Annotated in this window: 19 protein-coding genes and 1 tRNA gene; 8 read left to right on the top strand and 12 right to left on the bottom strand. The window is 58.5% G+C overall.

What is annotated here, in order from left to right; genetic code table 11:
* The first annotated feature begins 2 nt into the window (after positions 1-2).
* Positions 3-548 carry a hypothetical protein gene (locus ACZ5Q2_RS07840; protein ID WP_061332993.1) on the top strand — a complete coding sequence of 182 codons (546 nt, stop codon included), beginning with the start codon at positions 3-5 and terminating at the stop codon, positions 546-548.
* 61 nt (positions 549-609) lie between these two features.
* Here the strand turns inward: ACZ5Q2_RS07840 and ACZ5Q2_RS07845 are convergent.
* From ACZ5Q2_RS07845 to ACZ5Q2_RS07860, 4 genes are all read right to left on the bottom strand, one after another.
* A tRNA-Phe gene (locus ACZ5Q2_RS07845) sits at positions 610-685 on the bottom strand.
* A 118-nt stretch (positions 686-803) separates the two neighbouring features.
* Positions 804-1,076 (bottom strand): oxidative damage protection protein, encoded by a 273-nt coding sequence (locus ACZ5Q2_RS07850; RefSeq protein ID WP_061332992.1) that lies wholly within the window; start codon positions 1,074-1,076, stop codon positions 804-806.
* 83 nt (positions 1,077-1,159) lie between these two features.
* A complete protein-coding gene (gene mutY / locus ACZ5Q2_RS07855; RefSeq protein ID WP_061332991.1) occupies positions 1,160-2,224 on the bottom strand; it encodes an A/G-specific adenine glycosylase in 1,065 nt (354 codons plus the stop codon).
* Positions 2,221-4,395, bottom strand: coding sequence for an AsmA family protein (locus ACZ5Q2_RS07860; RefSeq protein WP_432210271.1), 2,175 nt, complete (start codon positions 4,393-4,395; stop codon positions 2,221-2,223). The genes mutY and ACZ5Q2_RS07860 overlap by 4 nt, the downstream gene beginning before the upstream one ends.
* A gap of 193 nt (positions 4,396-4,588) precedes the next feature.
* Between ACZ5Q2_RS07860 and ACZ5Q2_RS07865 the strand changes: the two genes are divergently transcribed.
* The 5 genes from ACZ5Q2_RS07865 (at position 4,589) to hisF (ending at position 8,113) form a co-directional block, all read left to right on the top strand.
* Positions 4,589-5,050, top strand: coding sequence for an SRPBCC family protein (locus tag ACZ5Q2_RS07865; protein ID WP_432210270.1), 462 nt, complete (start codon positions 4,589-4,591; stop codon positions 5,048-5,050).
* A gap of 106 nt (positions 5,051-5,156) precedes the next feature.
* Positions 5,157-5,750 (top strand): imidazoleglycerol-phosphate dehydratase HisB, encoded by a 594-nt coding sequence (gene hisB / locus ACZ5Q2_RS07870; protein WP_058090483.1) that lies wholly within the window; start codon positions 5,157-5,159, stop codon positions 5,748-5,750.
* Positions 5,751-5,777: 27 nt separating this feature from the next.
* Positions 5,778-6,416 (top strand): imidazole glycerol phosphate synthase subunit HisH, encoded by a 639-nt coding sequence (gene hisH, locus ACZ5Q2_RS07875; protein WP_061332988.1) that lies wholly within the window; start codon positions 5,778-5,780, stop codon positions 6,414-6,416.
* A gap of 176 nt (positions 6,417-6,592) precedes the next feature.
* Complete coding sequence (gene hisA, locus ACZ5Q2_RS07880) at positions 6,593-7,330, top strand: 1-(5-phosphoribosyl)-5-[(5-phosphoribosylamino)methylideneamino]imidazole-4-carboxamide isomerase (RefSeq protein WP_152439019.1); 738 nt, start codon at positions 6,593-6,595, stop codon at positions 7,328-7,330.
* A 9-nt stretch (positions 7,331-7,339) separates the two neighbouring features.
* Entirely contained in the window at positions 7,340-8,113 is a 774-nt protein-coding gene (hisF, locus tag ACZ5Q2_RS07885) for an imidazole glycerol phosphate synthase subunit HisF (RefSeq protein WP_058090486.1), read from the top strand.
* Positions 8,114-8,211: 98 nt separating this feature from the next.
* On the opposite strand, the gene ACZ5Q2_RS07890 is transcribed toward hisF, so the two are convergent.
* From ACZ5Q2_RS07890 to gpmI, 4 genes are all read right to left on the bottom strand, one after another.
* Positions 8,212-8,997: a divergent polysaccharide deacetylase family protein gene (locus ACZ5Q2_RS07890; RefSeq protein ID WP_432210717.1), complete on the bottom strand. Its 786-nt coding sequence runs from the start codon at positions 8,995-8,997 to the stop codon at positions 8,212-8,214.
* A gap of 35 nt (positions 8,998-9,032) precedes the next feature.
* A complete protein-coding gene (locus tag ACZ5Q2_RS07895) occupies positions 9,033-10,427 on the bottom strand; it encodes a S41 family peptidase (RefSeq protein WP_106694644.1) in 1,395 nt (464 codons plus the stop codon).
* Between the two features lie 87 nt (positions 10,428-10,514).
* Entirely contained in the window at positions 10,515-11,618 is a 1,104-nt protein-coding gene (locus ACZ5Q2_RS07900; RefSeq protein WP_106695143.1) for a murein hydrolase activator EnvC family protein, read from the bottom strand.
* A gap of 53 nt (positions 11,619-11,671) precedes the next feature.
* Positions 11,672-13,219, bottom strand: coding sequence for a 2,3-bisphosphoglycerate-independent phosphoglycerate mutase (gene gpmI / locus ACZ5Q2_RS07905; protein ID WP_432210269.1), 1,548 nt, complete (start codon positions 13,217-13,219; stop codon positions 11,672-11,674).
* Between the two features lie 217 nt (positions 13,220-13,436).
* Here gpmI and ACZ5Q2_RS07910 point away from each other — a divergent pair, with 217 nt between their 5' ends.
* On the top strand, positions 13,437-13,853 hold the full coding sequence (locus ACZ5Q2_RS07910) for a rhodanese-like domain-containing protein (protein WP_432210268.1): 417 nt from the start codon (positions 13,437-13,439) through the stop codon (positions 13,851-13,853).
* Between the two features lie 132 nt (positions 13,854-13,985).
* Complete coding sequence (gene secB / locus ACZ5Q2_RS07915; protein ID WP_058090491.1) at positions 13,986-14,483, top strand: protein-export chaperone SecB; 498 nt, start codon at positions 13,986-13,988, stop codon at positions 14,481-14,483.
* A 75-nt stretch (positions 14,484-14,558) separates the two neighbouring features.
* On the opposite strand, the gene trmL is transcribed toward secB, so the two are convergent.
* The 4 genes from trmL to ACZ5Q2_RS07935 form a co-directional block, all read right to left on the bottom strand.
* Positions 14,559-15,023 (bottom strand): tRNA (uridine(34)/cytosine(34)/5-carboxymethylaminomethyluridine(34)-2'-O)-methyltransferase TrmL, encoded by a 465-nt coding sequence (gene trmL / locus ACZ5Q2_RS07920; protein ID WP_319635462.1) that lies wholly within the window; start codon positions 15,021-15,023, stop codon positions 14,559-14,561.
* 5 nt (positions 15,024-15,028) lie between these two features.
* On the bottom strand, positions 15,029-16,207 hold the full coding sequence (locus ACZ5Q2_RS07925) for an acetyl-CoA C-acetyltransferase (RefSeq protein ID WP_432210267.1): 1,179 nt from the start codon (positions 16,205-16,207) through the stop codon (positions 15,029-15,031).
* Positions 16,208-16,346: 139 nt separating this feature from the next.
* Positions 16,347-17,087, bottom strand: coding sequence for a pteridine reductase (locus tag ACZ5Q2_RS07930; RefSeq protein ID WP_432210266.1), 741 nt, complete (start codon positions 17,085-17,087; stop codon positions 16,347-16,349).
* Positions 17,088-17,102: 15 nt separating this feature from the next.
* Positions 17,103-18,215 carry a multifunctional CCA tRNA nucleotidyl transferase/2'3'-cyclic phosphodiesterase/2'nucleotidase/phosphatase gene (locus tag ACZ5Q2_RS07935; RefSeq protein WP_432210265.1) on the bottom strand — a complete coding sequence of 371 codons (1,113 nt, stop codon included), beginning with the start codon at positions 18,213-18,215 and terminating at the stop codon, positions 17,103-17,105.
* Positions 18,216-18,353: the final 138 nt, after the last annotated feature.

Below are 18,353 nucleotides of genomic sequence, written 5' to 3' on the forward strand. Positions count from 1 at the left end.
GAATGGCATACCCGAAACTGCCGGAGTGGCCGATTGTTGATCCTGAAAACCCTCCCGAAGGGTATTATCGTGTCGCCAAGGTAATGAATCCGGAGGACGACACTGCGCCCTGGCATTTTTTTGCTGTGGGCCGTCATCTAATACTTGGTCAGAAAGTGTGGGTTCAGCTAGGTGATGATGACCCAGGCGAATTCGCAACCGCGCAGTATGAATTCCCGATAGGTGCTGCCAGATGGTTTGTAGAGACGCTTAAGCGCTTTTTTCTCGAACCGGATCACCCGAATGCCGTTCCCCGAGGTGCTATTACTATCGAGGAAGAAGTTGATGGTGAAATGCTGGGTGTAACCCGAGGAGCTCAATACGGTAGCATGCTAAAAGGGATAGCTGGGTACTCGCTGGACAACCTGAACCGTTTCGAGCACACATCGTTTGGTCCCGATGACAACTGGTGCCAGATGTTCAAAATGGGCGATCCGTGGTTGTTTGAGCAAGGCTTGCTGGATGTCTTCAAAGATATCGCGGAACGGCATGAGAGAGGAGAGTTCTAGAAAGGGGTGGACACATAAAACAACAAAACCCGCACAAGGCGGGTTTCGTCAGAATTCTTAATGGTGCCCGGAGGCGGAATCGAACCACCGACACGGGGATTTTCAATCCCCTGCTCTACCAACTGAGCTATCCGGGCGTGTTGAGCTATGTGCTGCAACGGGGCGCTATTAAACCGGTTTAGGGTTGGGTAGTCAAGGCCGCCCGGCAAAAATTTTCAGAATCTTTTCCGGTTGTTCAGGCCTTGATCAGTTTGGCTATTTTTCCGGTGGAACGTAGCCCTCGGCCTTGTCGAATGGCTCGTTGTTGAAGAAGCGTTCCATCTGTGCCTGAAGGTATTTCCGGTTGTTCGGGTCCATCATGCTCAGGTGCTTTTCGTTGATCAGCATGGTCTGCTGGTTCTGCCATTCTTCCCAGGCCTGCCTGGAGACGTTGTCATAGATCTCCTGGCCTTTGGGGCCGGGCATGGGGGGCATGGCCAGGCCTTCCATTTCTTTCTGGTATTTGCGGCAGAATACGGTGCGGCTCATGGCGGCTCCTGTGTTGATGTTCAGTTTGGCGAATGATAACAGATCAATTCCGGGTGTGACTTGAGCATCGGCAATTGCAGGTGTCAGAGCAGGGCCGCTTGCTCCGGTTCTGTCAGCAGGGTGCGAATGGGGGCAGGTAAGCCCAGAGACAGTGCTTCATCGCGATGCAGCCAGCGGTGCCTGTCGGAATCGGCGATGCCGGATACGTCTATAACTGGCAGTCGCGCGGGTTGGATGTGCAGGTGGTAATGGCTGAACGTGTGCCGGAAACCGCTGATCAGGTCCGGATCCTGGCAGGTGATGCCCAGTTCTTTCTCACAGGCTTCCTGCAGTTCCTCCGAGCCGTAGGCCGGGTCCAGCTCCGGCAGGCTCCACAGGCCGCCCCAGATGCCGCTGGGTGGCCGACGTTCCAGCAGGATGCGGCCTTCGCCGTCTTCCAGGATCAGCATCCAGGTGGTTTTTTCCGGTTTGGCTTTCTTCGGTTTCGAGCCGGGGTATAGCATTACCTCGTTGCGTGCTTTGGCTGCGCAGCCATCGCTGATCGGGCAGGAATCGCAGGCCGGTTTGCTGCGGGTACAAACCAGGGCGCCCAGGTCCATGATGGCCTGGGTGTAGTCTCTGGCCCGGTCATCGGGCGTATGTGTTTCGGCGTGTTCCCAGAGTGTGTTGAGCACCTGGGTTTGTCCTGGCCAGCCGGGCACGGCGTGATAGCGGGCGAGAACCCGTTTTACGTTGCCGTCCAGAATAGTAGCCCGCTGGCCGAAGGCCTGGGCAATGATGGCCGCAGCGGTTGAGCGGCCAATACCGGTGAGGGATTCGAGTTGCTCCTGGTTGCAGGGGAACTCGCCCCCGAATTCCCCAACCACCTGTTTGGCGGCTTTGTGCAGGTTGCGGGCGCGGGCATAGTAGCCCAGGCCGGACCAGTGGCTGAGCACATCGTCTTCCGGTGCGGCGGCCAGGGCATGCACGTCCGGAAAGCTCGCCATGAAAGCTTCGAAGTAGGGGATGACAGTGGTGACCTGGGTCTGCTGAAGCATGATCTCAGAGACCCACACCCGGTAGGCGTTGCGGTTATGGTGCCACGGGAGGTTGTGCCTGCCGTGTTGGTCGTACCACGCCAGTAGCTGGTCGGCGAACCGGTCGCTCATCGGTTGAACAGCCCCCGAACGGCATCCCGCACACGCTCACCATCTTCGCCCAGGCGCTTGTCGATTTCCTCGCGAGCCTTCTCTTCGGCCCGCTGTTTGGCGCGATCTGTCTCTTCCCGAACTTTTGCGCGGGCCGCATTGGCGGCGATGTCTTTCAGGGTGTCACGGAAACGTGATCCGTCGAATGAGCACAGGCCTGCGGGGTTCTCAACGAAATTGCCGCGGCATTCAACCGGAATCACCACGTTCTGAACGTATTCGGTAACCCGGCAGGCATTGTCACGGTGAATCTCGCCCACGATTCTGAGTCCCAGTTCGTAATCCAGCTGGCTCTGCTCCATGTCTACCGTGCCATCGCCTTCCAGGCGCATACCGGCGAGTGCGGCAACCAGGTCGGTGTTGTTCAGGGTGTTGCCATCAATTTTCAGGGTGCCGCGCATATCGTTGAAGGGGGTGTGGGTGCCCCAGTCGGTGGTGCCCAGGGTTTCCTGGTTGGCCAGAGCAATGCCCTGGCAGGCCATGCGTGTCAGGTTCATGTTGCGCAGCATGCCCTCTGCCAGATTAAAGCTGATCTCGCCTTTGGCATTGCTGCGCAGAGCAGAGACTCGGTTGCCGTTGGTGTCGACAGCCACTTTCAGGTTGGCCGCGCCAGACAGCATGTCTACCTCGGCAAGGTCGGTAAGCAACGGTAAGGTTTTTACATTGGTTACGTCTGAGCGAACCCGCCATTTCGGATTGTCTGTGCGGGCATCGATGGTGACGTTGGCGCCGAAGCTGCCGTCATAGAGTTTGCCGCTGAACTCATCCACTTGCAGCAGGCCGTCTTTGGCGGTGGTGCTGGCCTTGATCTCGTTGATGGTCAGGTTGCTGATGATCAGCTCGCCCAGGCCAAAATCGATATCCAGCAGCAGGTCACGAAGGGTTTCCAGTGGCAGCAGATCGCCTTCCGGGCCCGCTTCGGCGGTTTGCTGCGGTGCCGCTTCATCTTCATCGGTAGCTGGCGGGAGGTAGCGGTCGGCGTTGATCTTGTCGCCCTGCAGGTTGAAGGTGAGCCCGCCGTTGGTCAGGTTGTAGCTGCCGCCGCCGTTGAAGGTGGTGTCATCCAGGGTGATTTTCAGGTCGCTCAGGGCAACGGTGCCCGGCTGGCCGCCCAGGTTGGTGGACAGTGCAATGGCTTTGAGCACATCCGGATCTTCGGTTTCTATTGCCGGCTGGCCCAGATTGCTCATGAGTTGCTTGAGCGAGAAGCTGGCAATGTCCAGGCGGCCATTCAGTGCTGGCTGATCGCCGAAACCCCTGATATTCAGGTTGGTGCTCAGCTTCAGGTTAGCCAGGCTGGCAGTGAAATCGTTCAGAGAGGCAGTTTCTTCCTCCAGGTTAGCCTGCAGCGAGCCGGCCACTTCCGCCTTCACGGATTTGCCACTGAACGGTTCGCCGTTCATGTCAAAGATGGCCTTGAGGCCGGATACCGCAAATTCGTTCAGGGCCTGATTGGCGTTCACCCGGGCACTGATACTGCCATCAACGGCAAGTTGCGGTTGGGCGGTTTCCACCTTGAAGCGAATATCGAGGGGGAATTCGGAGCCCAGGGTGATGTTGCTGGCGGAAACCGTGAAATCTTCCAGGGTCACAGACTGGCCGGTGCCCAGGTCGTTGTAGTGAATCCGGGCGTTGGTGATTTCGACGTTCTCGACGTTGAAATCGAGCATTTCGCCAGTGCCAGGCTCTTCTGTGGTTTCCGCTGGCTCAGCTGCCGCCGCTTCAGGCGCCTCGGCGGGTTCACCTTCGGGCATGATTCGCGTCCAGTTACCCTCGCCCTGTTCGTTCACCACCAGCCGCGCATCCAGGCCGTCCAGCAGGAAGGTATTCACCCGCGGCGCCATGGCAATCAGCGACCAGAAATCGATCTGGGCAACCAATCGCTCCAGCGCAACCAGCCGCTCGCCTTCCAGAGTGGCCACGACATCGTTCAGCTCAAGGCCCAGAGGAATGAAAGACCAGCCAATGTCGCCTTCCAGAATTAGATCCAGGTTGGTGTGTTTCTCAACCGCAGCCTCAATCTGGGGCTTGTAATCATTCGGATTGATCACGGCAACTGCAATGGCAACAGCGGCGACGGCCAGTACAATCAGGGCGATCACGGCATAAAGCGCATAGCGAATAACTTTCATGGTACGAGTTCCTTGTCTTCCCGGCAGGGTGTGGTACCTGACTATTACGGATGAATAACCCAAAGGATAACGCAGGGTTAGTAAATTAACAGTGCAGGAATATGACAATGCGTTAGTCTTGGTTCAAAATACCCTCTTTTCCGAAGCCGGCGCGAACGCCCGGCAAACAAATAAGCACAAGAAGGAGTCGGCTGTGGCCATTACCGTATCGATTGAGCTGAACCGGGATCTGGAAATTCCGGCAAGCTATGACGAAGTATTCGATCTGTTGGCAGACGTCCCCAAATCTGCCAGCCACTTCCCGAAAGTAGACAAACTGATTGACCTCGGTGGTAACGCCTACCGCTGGGAAATGGAAAAAGTGGGTGTTGACAAGCACGCCATCCAGTCTGTGTATGCCTGCACCTATCACGCAGACAAAGACAACGGAAAGATTACCTGGGAGCCGGTAAAAGGTGAGGGTAACGGCGTGGTCAGCGGTGCCTGGACACTCACTGCCAACGGCGATAATTCAACCAAAGTGCGTTTCCAGACCACTGCCCAGCTGACGGTACCCCTGCCCAGCCTGCTCAAACTGGCCATCAGCCCGGTCATCAAGCACGAGTTCAACAGCCTTGTAGACACCTACATGAACAACCTGAAGAACGCGTTCTGAGCTATCAGGGCGATTGATGCGGTTGCGGGACTCCGGCTGTGTTAACGGGTATAATCTGCGAATCGAATATTTACAGTAGCAAGCCTGTTTTCTAGACGGAGTCTCCATGGCTGAACGCAAGGCTCGGGTAGAGCGAAATACCCTTGAAACCCAGATCTCTGTCGAGATCAACCTCGATGGCACCGGCAAAGCCTGCTTTGACACCGGCGTGCCCTTCCTTGAGCACATGATGGACCAGATTGCCCGCCACGGCCTGGTAGACCTGGACATCACCTGCAAGGGCGATCTGCACATCGACGACCACCACACCGTGGAAGACATCGGCATCACCCTGGGCCAGGCTTTCAAGCAGGCGGTGGGCGACAAAAAAGGCATCCGCCGATACGGCCACGCCTACGTGCCCCTGGACGAAGCTTTGTCTCGCGTGGTTATCGACCTCTCCGGCCGTCCCGGTTTGCTCATGGACGTACCCTACACCCGCGCCAGCGTGGGCGGGTTTGATGTAGACCTGTTTGCCGAGTTCTTCCAGGGCTTCGTGAACCACTCCATGGTGACCCTGCACATCGACAACCTGAAGGGCAAGAACACCCACCACCAGATCGAAACCGTGTTCAAAGCCTTCGGCCGCGCACTGCGCATGGCGATTGAAATGGACGAGCGCATGGCGGGTATCACCCCGTCCACCAAAGGCGCCCTGTAACCGGTCACCGAAAGGAACAGAACCACCATGAAGACCGTCGCCATCATCGACTACGGCATGGGCAACCTGCATTCCGCCCGCAAAGCCGTAGAGCACGTGGCCCCGGACTGCACCGTACTGGTTACAGACGATGCCGCCAAAATCCGCGAAGCCGACCGGGTGATCCTGCCCGGCGTTGGCGCCATCCGCGACTGCATGGCCGAAATGCACCGTTTGGGGGTGGTTGAACTCGTTAAAGAAGTCTCCCAGGACCGCCCATTCCTCGGCATCTGCGTCGGCATGCAGGCCCTGATGGCCCGCAGCGAAGAAAACGGCGGCGTGGAAGGCATCGGCCTGTTCCCGTCCGAAGTCCGCTACTTCGGGGACAACCTCACCGAAAACGGCGAGCGCCTGAAAGTGCCCCACATGGGCTGGAACCAGGTGTATCACACCGTAGACCACCCGCTCTGGCACAATATTCCAGACGGCGACCGCTTCTACTTTGTGCACAGCTACTACGCCGAAGCCGACGGCAACGCCGACATGGCCGGCCGCACCCGTTACGGTGTCGACCTGGCTGCGGCGGTGGCAAGAGACAACATATTTGCAGCGCAGTTCCACCCGGAGAAAAGCGCCCGGGCAGGCCTGCAGTTGCTGGAAAACTTTACGAACTGGACTGGAAAGTAAGCAGGCAAGCACATAGTAGCGCTCTGGGGCAGGGAGGCCTTTCAGGGACTGTCTGCAGCAGGGATGCTGCAGTCAAGCGTACAGGGATGTATTTACAGCGTGTCCCTGAAAGGCCTCCCTGCTCCAGAGTGCGAGCGCCAAACTCCTTGCCCGACTTTCTGAATAGGAAGAACAAAATGCTCATCATCCCCGCTATCGATTTAAAAGACGGCAAATGCGTAAGACTGCGCCAAGGCCGCATGGAAGACTCCACCGTATTCGGTGACGACCCCGTAGACATGGCCACCAAATGGGTCAACGCCGGCGCCCGCCGCCTGCACCTGGTCGACCTCAACGGTGCCTTCGCCGGCGAACCGGTCAATGGCGAAATCGTCAAAGCCATTGCCGTAAAATACCCGAACCTGCCCATCCAGATCGGCGGCGGTATCCGCTCCGCCGAAACCATCGAAGCCTACCTCAAGGCCGGCGTGCAGTGGGTCATCATCGGCACCAAGGCCGTTAAAGAGCCCGAATTCGTCACCGAAATGTGCAAAGAATTCCCCGGCCACATCATCGTCGGCCTGGACGCAAAAGACGGCCGCGTAGCCACCGACGGCTGGGCTGAAGTCTCCGAAGTCATGGCGGTAGACCTCGCCAAGCGCTTCGCCAACGACGGCGTATCCTCCATTGTTTATACCGACATCGCCCGCGACGGCATGATGCAGGGCGTGAATGTGGAAGCCACTGCCAAACTGGCGGAAGAGGGCGGTATCCCGGTTATTGCCTCCGGCGGCGTCACCAACATGGACGACCTCAAGCGTCTGGCCACCGTGGCTGACAAAGGCGTGATCGGCGCCATCACCGGCCGTGCCATCTACGAAGGCACCCTGGATGTGGCCGAAGCGCAAGCCTACTGCGACAGCCTGAAAAACTGAGGACAGATCATGGCACTGGCAAAACGCATCATCCCCTGCCTGGACGTCGACAAAGGCCGCGTGGTTAAAGGCGTCAACTTTGTCGATATCCGCGATGCCGGCGATCCTGTTGAAGTGGCCCGACGCTACAACGAACAGGGCGCGGACGAAATCACCTTCCTGGACATCACCGCCAGCAGTGAAAGCCGCGATACCACCTACGAAACCGTCGAGCGCATGGCGGCGGAAGTCTTCATTCCGCTGACCGTGGGCGGCGGTGTGCGCACCGTCGATGACATCCGCAAGCTGCTCAATGCCGGGGCCGACAAGGTCTCCATCAACACGGCCGCGGTGTTCAACCCGGAGTTTGTGCGGGAAGCAGCGGAGCGTTTTGGCCGGCAGTGCATTGTGGTGGCCATTGACGCCAAGCAGGTAAGCGCAGAAGGGGAAGAAGCGCGTTGGGAAATCTTCACCCACGGCGGCCGTAAGCCCACCGGCCTGGATGCCGTTGAATGGGCTAAAAAGATGGTGGATTTGGGGGCGGGTGAACTGCTGCTGACCAGCATGGACCGCGACGGCACCAAGATCGGTTTTGATCTGGGGCTGACCAGAGCCATCAGTGATGCCGTGGCGGTGCCGGTGATTGCCTCAGGTGGTGTGGGTGAGCTGCAGCATCTGGCGGATGGCGTTACTCAGGGTGGTGCCGATGCGGTACTGGCAGCCTCCATCTTCCACTTCGGCCAGCACACCATTCCCGAGGCCAAGGCCTTTATGAAGGCGCAGGGTATCGAAGTTCGGGACTAACGAAATTTTGCCACGGACACTCACGGACAGACACGGACGAAAAGCGAAGATCTTTGAGTAGTTGTCCGTGAACGTCCGTGAGTGTCCGTGGCCAAGAGTTAGTCTTTATCACTCCGCGCCACAGACAAGACTACTGGCTGTTTTTCCCCTTCTGCAAACATCTCCCGGTTGCCATTGCGCATGGCCCAGATGCCGCTCACGGTCGCCACCGCAATGCCTTGTTCATCCAGTTTCGGCAAGTGCTTCTCCAGATAATCCACAGTCACTTTGTGGGGGTGGCCGATGCCAATGGCTGTGCCTTTTTCTTTGGCGGTTTTGATCAGAAGCTGGAACTGCTGGTCCACAAACTCTTCGGTTTGTTCGTGGTCCAGGAATACGTCCCGGGTCAGGCTGGGAATCCGGTAGGCCTGTGCCACTTGCCCTGCGATTGAGTTGGCGATGGTACGGCTGTCAACAAAATACACCGGGTATCGGTAAAGCTCCTTCATCACCCAGTCCATAGGCTGCAATTGCTGGGTCAGCAGGCTGCCCATGTGGTTGTTCACCCCGCTGACATGGGGAATGGACTGCAGCGAGCGCCTCAGAGTTTTGGTCAGGGTCGCTTCGTCCATATCCGGTGTCAGCCCCCCGGGCCCCAGCCCAAAGTGCCGGGTATTGGCCATCGGCGCATGCAGCATGATTTCCTTGTTCTGCTGATAGGCGAGCTTGGCGAGAGAGGTAGTGTGTTTGCGGAAGGGCAGGAAGGCCAGTGTCAGCGGCTGTTCCATCTGCGCCAGCCGCTGCCCTTCGTACAGGTTATGGCCCATATCATCGATGATAATAGCAATCGTCGGGGGATACTGATCTCCCCCGGGGCTCGCGGCAAAGACTGCCGGCCCGACCATCAAGCCGGCCAGCAGAATAACGGTTTTCATTAGCCTCACTGATTTTTGCCCTGATCCCGCCGGTTGAGAATGTTCATGCCTTTCAGTAGGTTCAGCGCGGAACGCAGCTGGTAATCGCGCTCAGCTGCAGAAGCCGGAGTTTCGGCTTGCTGTTGCCGTTCCAGGCGTTCCTGTTCTTCATCCTGACCTTGCAGGTGGCCGCTCAGGTCTGCCTCGGTAAAGAAGGGACGTCCGTCAAGTTCGGTCAGCTCGGCGGGGCGAACTTCGATGTCTGGCTTGATGCCGGTGGCCTGGATCGAGCGGCCTTCCGGTGTGTAGTAGCGGGCGGTGGTCATCTTGATAGCGTGGGTTTCGTCCAGCGGGATAACGGTTTGCACGCTGCCCTTGCCGAACGACTTGGTGCCCATAATCACCGCACGGCCGTGGTCCTGCAGCGCACCGGCCAGGATCTCGGAGGCGGAGGCCGAGCCACCGTTGATCAGAACAACGATGGGGGTGCCTTCCATAATGTCGCCGGCTTTGGCGCTGAAGCGAAGCCGCGAGCTCTGGATGCGCCCCTCGGTGTATACAATCAGCCCTTCATCCAGCAAGGCGTCTGCGGTTTCGACGGCTGCCTGCAATACGCCGCCGGGATTGTTGCGAACGTCGATAATCAGGCCATCCAGGTCGCCGCCATATTCTTCTTCCAGTTTGGTCAGGGCCTGGCGGAACTGCCGTCCGGTTTCGGCCTGGAACTGGGTAATACGAACGTAGCCGTAACCGTTTTCAATCATCCGGGATTTAACGCTGGTTACCTTGATGACATCGCGGGTAACGTCGATCTCAATCGGGGCGCTTTCGCCCTCTCGCATGATGGTAAGGGTCAGTACCGTGCCCGGTTTGCCGCGCATGAGTTTCACGGCTTCCTCAAGCGACATGCCTTTGACCGGCTTTTCGTCCAGTTTGATGATCAGGTCACCTGCCAGTACGCCGGCTTTGTGAGCGGGGGTGTCGTCAATGGGTGCAATGACTTTTACAAAGCCGTTTTCCATACCCACTTCAATGCCCAGACCGCCAAACTCACCGGAGGTGCTTTCTTCCAGTTCCTCGTAATCCTTGGGGGCAAGGTAGGTGGAGTGGGGGTCCAGGTCAGACAGCATGCCTTTGATCGCGCTTTCGAGGAGTTTGCGGTCTGACACTTCTTCCACGTAGGCGGCTTTAATACGGCTGAAGACTTCGGTGAACTTCCTCAGGTCATCCAGGGGCAGTTGTTCTTCCGGGTCAGGGAGCTGAATCTGTACCCGCTCGCCGTTCTGGATGCCTTCCAGAATCTGCTGGGTCTGGGCTTCCTGGTCTTGTGCCAGGGCCAGTCCGGGGGCGGCCAGACAACAGGTCGCAAGTGCGATGGCGCGTAGTGGTGAGATCTGGAGAGTACTTCTAACCCGTTTCATTCACATATCCTGTTGTGTTTCCGCAAGTTGGACCAGCTAGGCTCCCGACAGTATGGCGCCCGGCGCGGTGTTTGTCAGCCCTTTGGTTCAGGGTTTGCCAAGCCAGCTGCGGGGGTTGACCGGTTTGCCGTTCTGGCGCACTTCAAAATACACCGCCGGATCTTCCGTGCCTCCGGTGCGCCCGGCCAGGGCAATGGTTTCGCCAGCACCTACCCAGTCCCCGGGGGCGGTGAACAGGCTGCTGCTATGACCATACAATGTCATATATCCGTCGCCGTGGTCGATGATGGTCATCAGACCAAAACCGCGAAGCCAGTTGGCGAAAACGACGCGGCCGTAGTGCACGGCTTTGACCTCGGCTTCTTCCGAGGTGTTCATGATGAGGCCATTACGGCGAAGCTTGCCATCGGCGTAGGTTGCACCGTAGTTACTCACAACCCGGCCTTGGACCGGCCATGGCAGGCGGTTACGCAGTGATTTGAAGGGGCGCGACTCGTTGGGGGCGGGAATGCTGGCAATGGCTTCCTGAACCTCTTCCAGCAGCCGCTCCAGACGTTTGCGGTCTGCCTCCAGATCATCCCGCTCGCCGCGGCGGGTGCGGATGTCGGCATTCAGGGCCGCCAGGGTTTGCTCGCGCTCCTTGCGGGTGTCCGCCAGTTGCTTCTGGCGCTGTTCAAGGTTGCTTTCGGTTTTCGCCAATTCCACCCGGCTGGCCTGGACAGCCGCGCGGGCGGCTTTGAGTTCCTGAAGACTGGCCAGGAAGGCTTCAAGCCGTTCAACGGTATCTTTGCTGAGATATTCGTAGTAGGTCAGGGTGCGGGCGATCATGCCCGGCTCGATTTCATTAAGAAGAACTTTCAGGGCTGGTGCATCGCCTTCCATCCAGGCGGCGCGTATTTGTTTCTTCAGGCTGTCCCGTTGTTTGTCGAGGGTCTCGGCCAGTTCGTTTTCCTGCGTCTGCAGTTCGCCAAGCCGTTGCTGCTGTTCATCCGCCCGGGCCCGAAGTTCGCGGCGCTCACGGGTCAGGTCGCTGATTCTGCGTTCGGTGGCAACCAGCTGCTTTTCAAGGTCGGACCGGTTCTTCTCGGCGCTGACCAGCCATTTGTCGATAGTGGCGATACGCTTTTTAAGCGCTTCGACCTGGGCCGGCGTGACCTCCTGCTGGGCGTGCAGTGGCGTGACCCCCAGCATGAGGGCCACTACCAGTATGGCGAGCCGCGTGAACACGTATTCCGGCAGCCGGATCAGCTGAAATCGACCAGGCTGTGCCCGGACATTTCCTTTGGCTTTTCGTCGCCCATCAGGGCGAGCAAGGTCGGTGCAATATCGCACAGGCTGCCGTCATCCTTGAGAGTGACCTTGCGGTGGCCGGTATAAACCAGCGGCACCGGGCCGATGGTGTGGGAGGTGTGCAGCTGGCCTGAGTTCGGGTCGGTCATCTGCTCACAGTTGCCGTGGTCGGCGGTAATCAGCGCTTCACCGCCCACCTCGTCCAAAGCTTCCACCACCCGCTGCACGCACTGGTCCAGGCACTCAGCGGCTTTGATGGCGGCGTCCAGTTTGCCGGTATGGCCAACCATGTCGCCGTTGGCGTAGTTGCATACGATCAGGTCGTACTTGCCGCTCTTGATGGCTTCGACCAGCTTGTCGGTGACTTCCGGTGCGCTCATTTCCGGCTGCAGGTCGTAGGTGGCGACTTTCGGGGACGGCACCAGAATGCGGTCTTCGCCTTCAAACGGGGTTTCCAGGCCGCCGTTGAAGAAGAAGGTGACGTGGGCGTACTTTTCGGTTTCAGCGATGCGCAACTGGGTCTTGCCAAGCGCGGCCATATATTCACCCAGGCCGTTGCTCAGCTGCTCCGGCGGGTAGGCGCAGGAGGTTTTGATGTCTGCCGCATACTCGGTCAGCATGACAAAGTCGGCCAGTGCCGGGTGCTTTCGGCGGTCAAAGCCGTCGAAGTCCTGTTCCACGAAGGTGCGGGTCATTTCCCGTGCGCGGTCGGCCCGGAAGTTCATGAACAGTACCGAATCGCCGTCGTTGATGGTGCCTTCCGGCTGGCCTTCGGCGCGAATGTGAGTGGCTTTTACGAACTCGTCGTTTTCGCCCCGCTCATAGGCTTGATCCAGCGCGGTGAGCGGATCTTCAAACGTGAATTCCGCCTCGCCCAACGTCATGGCGTTGTAAGCGGCTTCCACCCGATCCCAGCGGTTGTCGCGGTCCATGGCAAAGTAGCGGCCCACGATAGTCGCCACCCGGCCAACGCCCAGGGCTTTCATTTTGGTTGCGGCTTTTTCCAGGGACGGGCGAGCACTGCGCGGGGGCATGTCGCGGCCGTCCAGGAACGCATGAATGTACACCTCTTTGGCACCACGGGCCGCGGCAACCTCTGCGGCAGCCAGCATATGGTCCTCGTGGCTGTGTACGCCGCCGGGGGACAACAGGCCCATGATGTGAACGGCCTTGCCATTGGCTACGGCTTTATCAATGGCGTTGCACAGGGCTTCGTTGCTCTGGAACTTGCCGTCTTCAAGGTCTTTGTCGATACGCGTCAGGCTTTGATAGACCACCCGGCCGGCACCCAGGTTCATGTGGCCTACTTCGGAGTTGCCCATCTGGCCCTGGGGCAGCCCCACAAACATTCCTGAGGTGTTGATCAGGGTCTTGGGCTGATTCTGCCAGAGCTTGTCCCAGAACGGAGTCTGGGCGTTGGAAATGGCATTGTCTTCAGCCGGGTCCCGGTGGCCCCAGCCGTCGAGAATAATCAGTGCAGTGGGCTTGCGCGTCTCGGTCATCATTTCGTCCGGTTGATTGCGAAAGTAACGGATTTGAAGTGGGTCAGATTGTAACCGTTTTCATTTGCGCAGGCCACGTAAGGGCGCACATCGGTATCATGCATTGGCACTATGGTTTGAGGCTCGGGGCTTGCAGCCTGCCGGCGAAGACGCTTGCCTTCTTTGAGTCGTTACGGGTGTGTATAATCCCGCCAAATCAAATTTTCAGGGTAGTTTCATGGACCGCTTGTTTGAATTCGTAGTCAATCATTACATTCTGGTATCACTGTTCGTGGCATTCCTGGTGGCCATTCTGGTGTTGGAATCCCGGCGGGGTGGCACCAAAATTTCGGCTCAGGGTGCCGTTACTTTGATCAACAAGGATGAGGCGGTAGTGGTGGATATCCGGGACCGCAAGGATTTTGGCGAGGGTCGCATTACCGGCTCCATCAATATCCCGTTGAACAGCCTCAAGAGCCGCGCCAATGAGTTAAGCAAGTTCAAAGACAAGCAGATTATTGTGGCGGACAAAATGGGCCAGCATTCGGCCATGGCGGTCAAGCAGCTGAATGCTGAGGGCTACGCCAATGTGGTGCGCCTGAATGGAGGTATCGCCGATTGGAGAGCCAGCAATCTGCCGCTGGTGAAAAAGTAACAGGGCTTGATCTGATTGCCGATCTGTCGCACTGTTTCACATTACCTGCCGGGACCACGCAGTAGACTGTTTCGGCTCACGTGACCATAACAACGGGCTGTTGCCCTTTTTACCAGAACGAAAGGACTGATCATGGCTGAGAATCAGCAAGCCGCAGGCACCGAAAACCAGAACCAACCCCAGTTTGCCCTTCAGCGCATTTATGTGAAGGACCTGTCTTTTGAGTCCCCGAATGCTCCCCTGGTGTTTCAGGAGCAGTGGAAGCCGCAGGTGAACCTGGATCTGAATACCGCCCATAACAAGATCAGTGATAATCAGTATGAAGTTGTTCTGTCGCTGACCGTTACTGCCAAGGTGGGCGAGAAAGTTGCCTACATCGTTGAAATCCAGCAGGCCGGCGTATTCATGGTGTCTGGTATTGAAGGCCCGCAGCTGGGTCAGATGCTGGGTGCGTACTGCCCGACGATTCTGTTCCCCTACGCCCGCGAAGCCATCGACGGCATCGTCAACAAGGGCAGCTTCCCGGCCCTTATGCTGGCGCCGGTGAACTTTGACGCCATCTACGCCCAGGCGCTGAAGCGCAAGCAGGAAGAGGCGGCAGGTGAGGCCAAGGAAGAGCAGACTCACTAAGTCTCTATTCTGGTCTTTCCGCAGACAAAAAACCGGCCAGCGCCGGTTTTTTTGTGCCTGCACGGATGAGCCCCCTCAGACCGCACCGCTAAAGCCCAACTGCCGCCAGGCCTCATAAACCACCAGGGCGGCGGTATTGGACAGGTTCAGGCTGCGGCTCTCCGGGCGCATGGGTACCCGCAGCCGGTTCTGTTCTGGCAGGGCTTCCCGAACGTCTGCCGGCAGCCCTCGGGTTTCTGGCCCGAACATCAGGTAGTCGCCATCCTGGAAAGCGGCCTCGTGATAATGACGGCTGCCTTTCGTGGTGAGCCCGAACAGTCGCGCAGGCTGCTCGGTTTCCAGAAAGCTGGCGTAATCCGGGTGGATCTTCACAGTGGCGTACTCGCTGTAATCCAACCCGGCCCGACGCATCTGTTTGTCTTCCAGGGAAAACCCCAGCGGTTCAATCAGGTGCAGCTGGCAGCCGGTGTTGGCGCAGAGCCGGATGATATTGCCGGTGTTCGGCGGTATCTCCGGCTCATAGAGTACAACGTGAAGCATGGGGCTTAGCGTTCCACGGCCAGGGCAACGCCCATGCCGCCACCGATGCACAAAGTCGCCAGGCCTTTCTTGGCGTCGCGGCGTGCCATTTCGTGCAGCAGGGTAACCAGAATACGGCAGCCGGAAGCGCCGATCGGGTGGCCAATGGCAATGGCGCCGCCATTAACGTTGACCTTGCTGGTATCCCAGCCCATGTCCCGGTTGACCGAGATGGCCTGGGCCGCGAAGGCTTCGTTGGCTTCGATCAGGTCCAGCTCTGCGGCCGTCCAGCCAGCACGCTCAAGGCAGCGCTGGCTGGCGGGAATCGGGCCGGTACCCATGATGGTGGGGTCAACACCAGCATTGGCGTGGGCCTTGATGGTGGCCAGCGGGGTCAGCCCCAGTTCTTTGGCTTTCTCGGCACTGCACACCATCACGGCGGCGGCACCGTCGTTCAGGGATGAGGCGTTGCCCGCGGTCACGGAACCGTCTTTCTTGAACGCCGGGCGCAGTTTACCAAGGCTGTCTCCGGTCACGCCGTCGCGGGGGCATTCGTCCATACTGATCACCAGCGGGTCGCCTTTGCGCTGGGGAATGGTGATCGGAACAATCTGGCCGTCAAAATAGCCGGCGTTCTGGGCCGCTACGGCTTTTTGCTGGGAGGCAGCAGCGAATTCGTCCTGTTCTTCCCGGCTGATACCGTACTTCTCCACGATGTTTTCGGCGGTGATGCCCATGTGGTAATCGTTGAAGGCATCCCACAGGCCATCGTTCACCATGGTGTCGACCATGCTCCAGTTGCCCATGCGCTGGCCATTACGGCTATTGGGCAAAACGTGTGGCGCCTGGCTCATGCTTTCCTGGCCACCAGCGACAATCATCTCGGCATCGCCGCATTGAATGGCTTGCACCGCCATGTGAACCGCTTTCAGGCCGGAACCACATACCTTATTGATGGTGATCGCTGGTGTGGAGCTTGGCAGGCCGGCATTGATGGCTGCCTGGCGGGCAGGGTTCTGACCGCAACCGGCAGTCAGTACCTGGCCCAGGATTACTTCATTGATCTGCTCGCCGGCCACGCCGGTTTCTTCCATCAGCGCCTTGATCACGGCGGAACCGAGTTGGTCGGCCCGCAGGCTGGACAAACCGCCACCGAAGCTGCCAACAGCAGTACGTTTTGCGGCAACAATCACGACATCACGCATGGGAATTCTCCGTTGCAAAGGGCAGGATCAGGACGATGCCTGCCGGCGTGTGAATACAAGATGGCAAGCATTGTAGCGGGAAAGCCTGGCTCGGCCAAAACAACCAAGGTATGGGTTGATTCAGCCTGCCGGGAGTGATTTACATATTCAGACTGCGACCGCCGTCGACGGAGAGAATCTGACCGGTCACAAAGGGGGCATCGCATAGCAGGTAGGCGATGGCACCGGCAATGTCGTCGGGGTTGCCGGTACGGGCCAGGGGTGTTTTGTCCAGAATGGCCTGCTGATAAGTTGGATCAATCGCGGCATCGCCCTCTGGCCAGAGGATAGCGCCAGGCGATACACCGTTTACCCTGATCTCTGGGGCATGATCTTTGGCCCAGGATCGGGTGAGGGCGGCCAGGCCCGCTTTGCTGGCACAATACAGGGGGTGATCGTTCAGCGGTTTTTCGCTGTAGATATCGATCAGGTTGACCACGGCTCCCTTGTTTTTTTTCAGTTCCGGCAAGCAATACTTGAGCAGAAAGAATGGCGCTTTCAGGTTGGCGCCCATGATGGCGTTCCAGTCGTCTTCACCGGAGTCTTCGGTGGTTCTGGGATAGAAGACTGAGGCGTTGTTGACCAGGCCATCCAGTCGCTCCCAATGTTGGCAGGCGGTTTTGGCCAGGCTGACAACCTGTTCCATGTCTGTCAGGTCTGCCTTTATCGAGGTGGCTGAGTCCGCCCGTTCCCGGTTCAGTTTGTCCACCAGTGCGGCCGCTTGGTCCGCCCGCGAACGATAGTGGATGACCACATTCCAGCCCCGGGCGTGCAGAACCTCCGCGGTACGGGCGCCGAGACGGTGGGCGGCGCCGGTGATCAGAACAACAGGAGCTGCCATACAGAATTCCTCTGGTCAGTTGGTCAATGCCTGTTTGATACGTGCCAGCCGCTCTTTGCGGATTGCATCGCCCAGGGCTTTTCCTTTGTGGCCCTGTTTGATCAGGTCTTGGGGGTTAACCGCTGAGGCGTGTCGTGCGGCCAGGTTGAGCCGGTCAAGGCTGTCGGACTGGCCGGGGCTAACGGCGCAGGCCAGGATTTCCTGCAATTCAATAAAGCGCTCCGGGCGGCGCCAGAGGTCCGCTTTCTCCAACAACGCCAGGGCTTGCTCCGGCGCAAGGACCTGCGGGCTCTGATCGCCCAGGTGCTCCATGTAAAGACAAACCAGGTGCACCATGTCTTTGCAGTCATTCGGGCTTTTCATGGCTTTTGCGCGAGCGACAGCGGCGGGTTCCGGCACGGCGCACAGTAATGCGGCGAAGCGCTGCGACGTGTTGCCGTTTTTCCTGTGCACGCAATGCAGGGCCTGAAGCCCGTGCTGGAGAATGTCCGGGCTGGCGAGCTCTGGAATCAGAACCTCCAGTGCGCCAACGTCTTTGAGTACATCGAAAAAGACACCGGGCGCTTGCTCATGCAGTGCTCGTTGAACCTCCTGCCACACGCGCTCCGGGACAAGATCCCCCAGCTCGCCCTCACGGACCATCTGTTGCATCAGGGCCCTGGTTTCGTGGCATACGGTAAAGCCCATGGGTTGCAGGCGCGCGGCAAACCGTGCGGTTCTCAGAATGCGCAGGGGGTCTTCGGCGAAGGCTTCAGAAACATGGCGGAGTTTTCGCTGTTCAAGGTCGCTGTGACCGTGAAATGGATCGACCAACGCGCCATCTTCGGTTTCTGCCATGGCATTGATGGTCAGGTCCCGGCGCTTCAGATCCTGTTCCAGGGTGACATCCGGAGCGCTGTATACGGTAAACCCATGGTAGCCCCGCCCCTGCTTGCGTTCGGTGCGGGCCAGGGCGTATTCCTCACCGGTTTTCGGATGCAGGAATACCGGAAAATCGGCCCCTACCTGTTTGAAACCCTTCGCTCGCATTTCATCTGGTGTGCTGCCGACCACCACCCAGTCACGGTCTTTTACCTCAAGGCCGAGCAGTTTGTCCCGAACGGCGCCGCCTACCAGATAGGTTTGCATGGAGCTGGGGTTTCCTTTGGTGTGTGGGTGCAGATCGGTAGATTATCCGGCCACAGTCTGCCGTAGGCAAACCCCAACTGTGACTTTGAGCGGCAAGGACGCGGTGAGGCACAAAAAAAGCCCGGCTTGCGGGGCAGG

The organism is Marinobacter alkaliphilus (assembly GCF_055394375.1).

Excerpts from the sequence above, each read along its gene's own strand:
- ACZ5Q2_RS07840 (WP_061332993.1), top strand. The coding sequence starts at position 3 with ATGGCATACCCGAAACTGCCGGAGTGGCCGATTGTTGATCCTGAAAAC.
- ACZ5Q2_RS07850 (WP_061332992.1), bottom strand. The coding sequence starts at position 1,076 with ATGAGCCGCACCGTATTCTGCCGCAAATACCAGAAAGAAATGGAAGGC.
- mutY (WP_061332991.1), bottom strand. The coding sequence starts at position 2,224 with ATGAGCGACCGGTTCGCCGACCAGCTACTGGCGTGGTACGACCAACAC.
- ACZ5Q2_RS07860 (WP_432210271.1), bottom strand. The coding sequence starts at position 4,395 with ATGAAAGTTATTCGCTATGCGCTTTATGCCGTGATCGCCCTGATTGTA.
- hisB (WP_058090483.1), top strand. The coding sequence starts at position 5,157 with ATGGCTGAACGCAAGGCTCGGGTAGAGCGAAATACCCTTGAAACCCAG.
- hisH (WP_061332988.1), top strand. The coding sequence starts at position 5,778 with ATGAAGACCGTCGCCATCATCGACTACGGCATGGGCAACCTGCATTCC.
- hisA (WP_152439019.1), top strand. The coding sequence starts at position 6,593 with ATGCTCATCATCCCCGCTATCGATTTAAAAGACGGCAAATGCGTAAGA.
- hisF (WP_058090486.1), top strand. The coding sequence starts at position 7,340 with ATGGCACTGGCAAAACGCATCATCCCCTGCCTGGACGTCGACAAAGGC.
- ACZ5Q2_RS07890 (WP_432210717.1), bottom strand. The coding sequence starts at position 8,997 with ATGGTCGGGCCGGCAGTCTTTGCCGCGAGCCCCGGGGGAGATCAGTAT.
- ACZ5Q2_RS07895 (WP_106694644.1), bottom strand. The coding sequence starts at position 10,427 with ATGAAACGGGTTAGAAGTACTCTCCAGATCTCACCACTACGCGCCATC.
- ACZ5Q2_RS07900 (WP_106695143.1), bottom strand. The coding sequence starts at position 11,618 with ATGCTGGGGGTCACGCCACTGCACGCCCAGCAGGAGGTCACGCCGGCC.
- gpmI (WP_432210269.1), bottom strand. The coding sequence starts at position 13,219 with ATGACCGAGACGCGCAAGCCCACTGCACTGATTATTCTCGACGGCTGG.
- ACZ5Q2_RS07910 (WP_432210268.1), top strand. The coding sequence starts at position 13,437 with ATGGACCGCTTGTTTGAATTCGTAGTCAATCATTACATTCTGGTATCA.
- secB (WP_058090491.1), top strand. The coding sequence starts at position 13,986 with ATGGCTGAGAATCAGCAAGCCGCAGGCACCGAAAACCAGAACCAACCC.
- trmL (WP_319635462.1), bottom strand. The coding sequence starts at position 15,023 with ATGCTTCACGTTGTACTCTATGAGCCGGAGATACCGCCGAACACCGGC.
- ACZ5Q2_RS07925 (WP_432210267.1), bottom strand. The coding sequence starts at position 16,207 with ATGCGTGATGTCGTGATTGTTGCCGCAAAACGTACTGCTGTTGGCAGC.
- ACZ5Q2_RS07930 (WP_432210266.1), bottom strand. The coding sequence starts at position 17,087 with ATGGCAGCTCCTGTTGTTCTGATCACCGGCGCCGCCCACCGTCTCGGC.
- ACZ5Q2_RS07935 (WP_432210265.1), bottom strand. The coding sequence starts at position 18,215 with ATGCAAACCTATCTGGTAGGCGGCGCCGTTCGGGACAAACTGCTCGGC.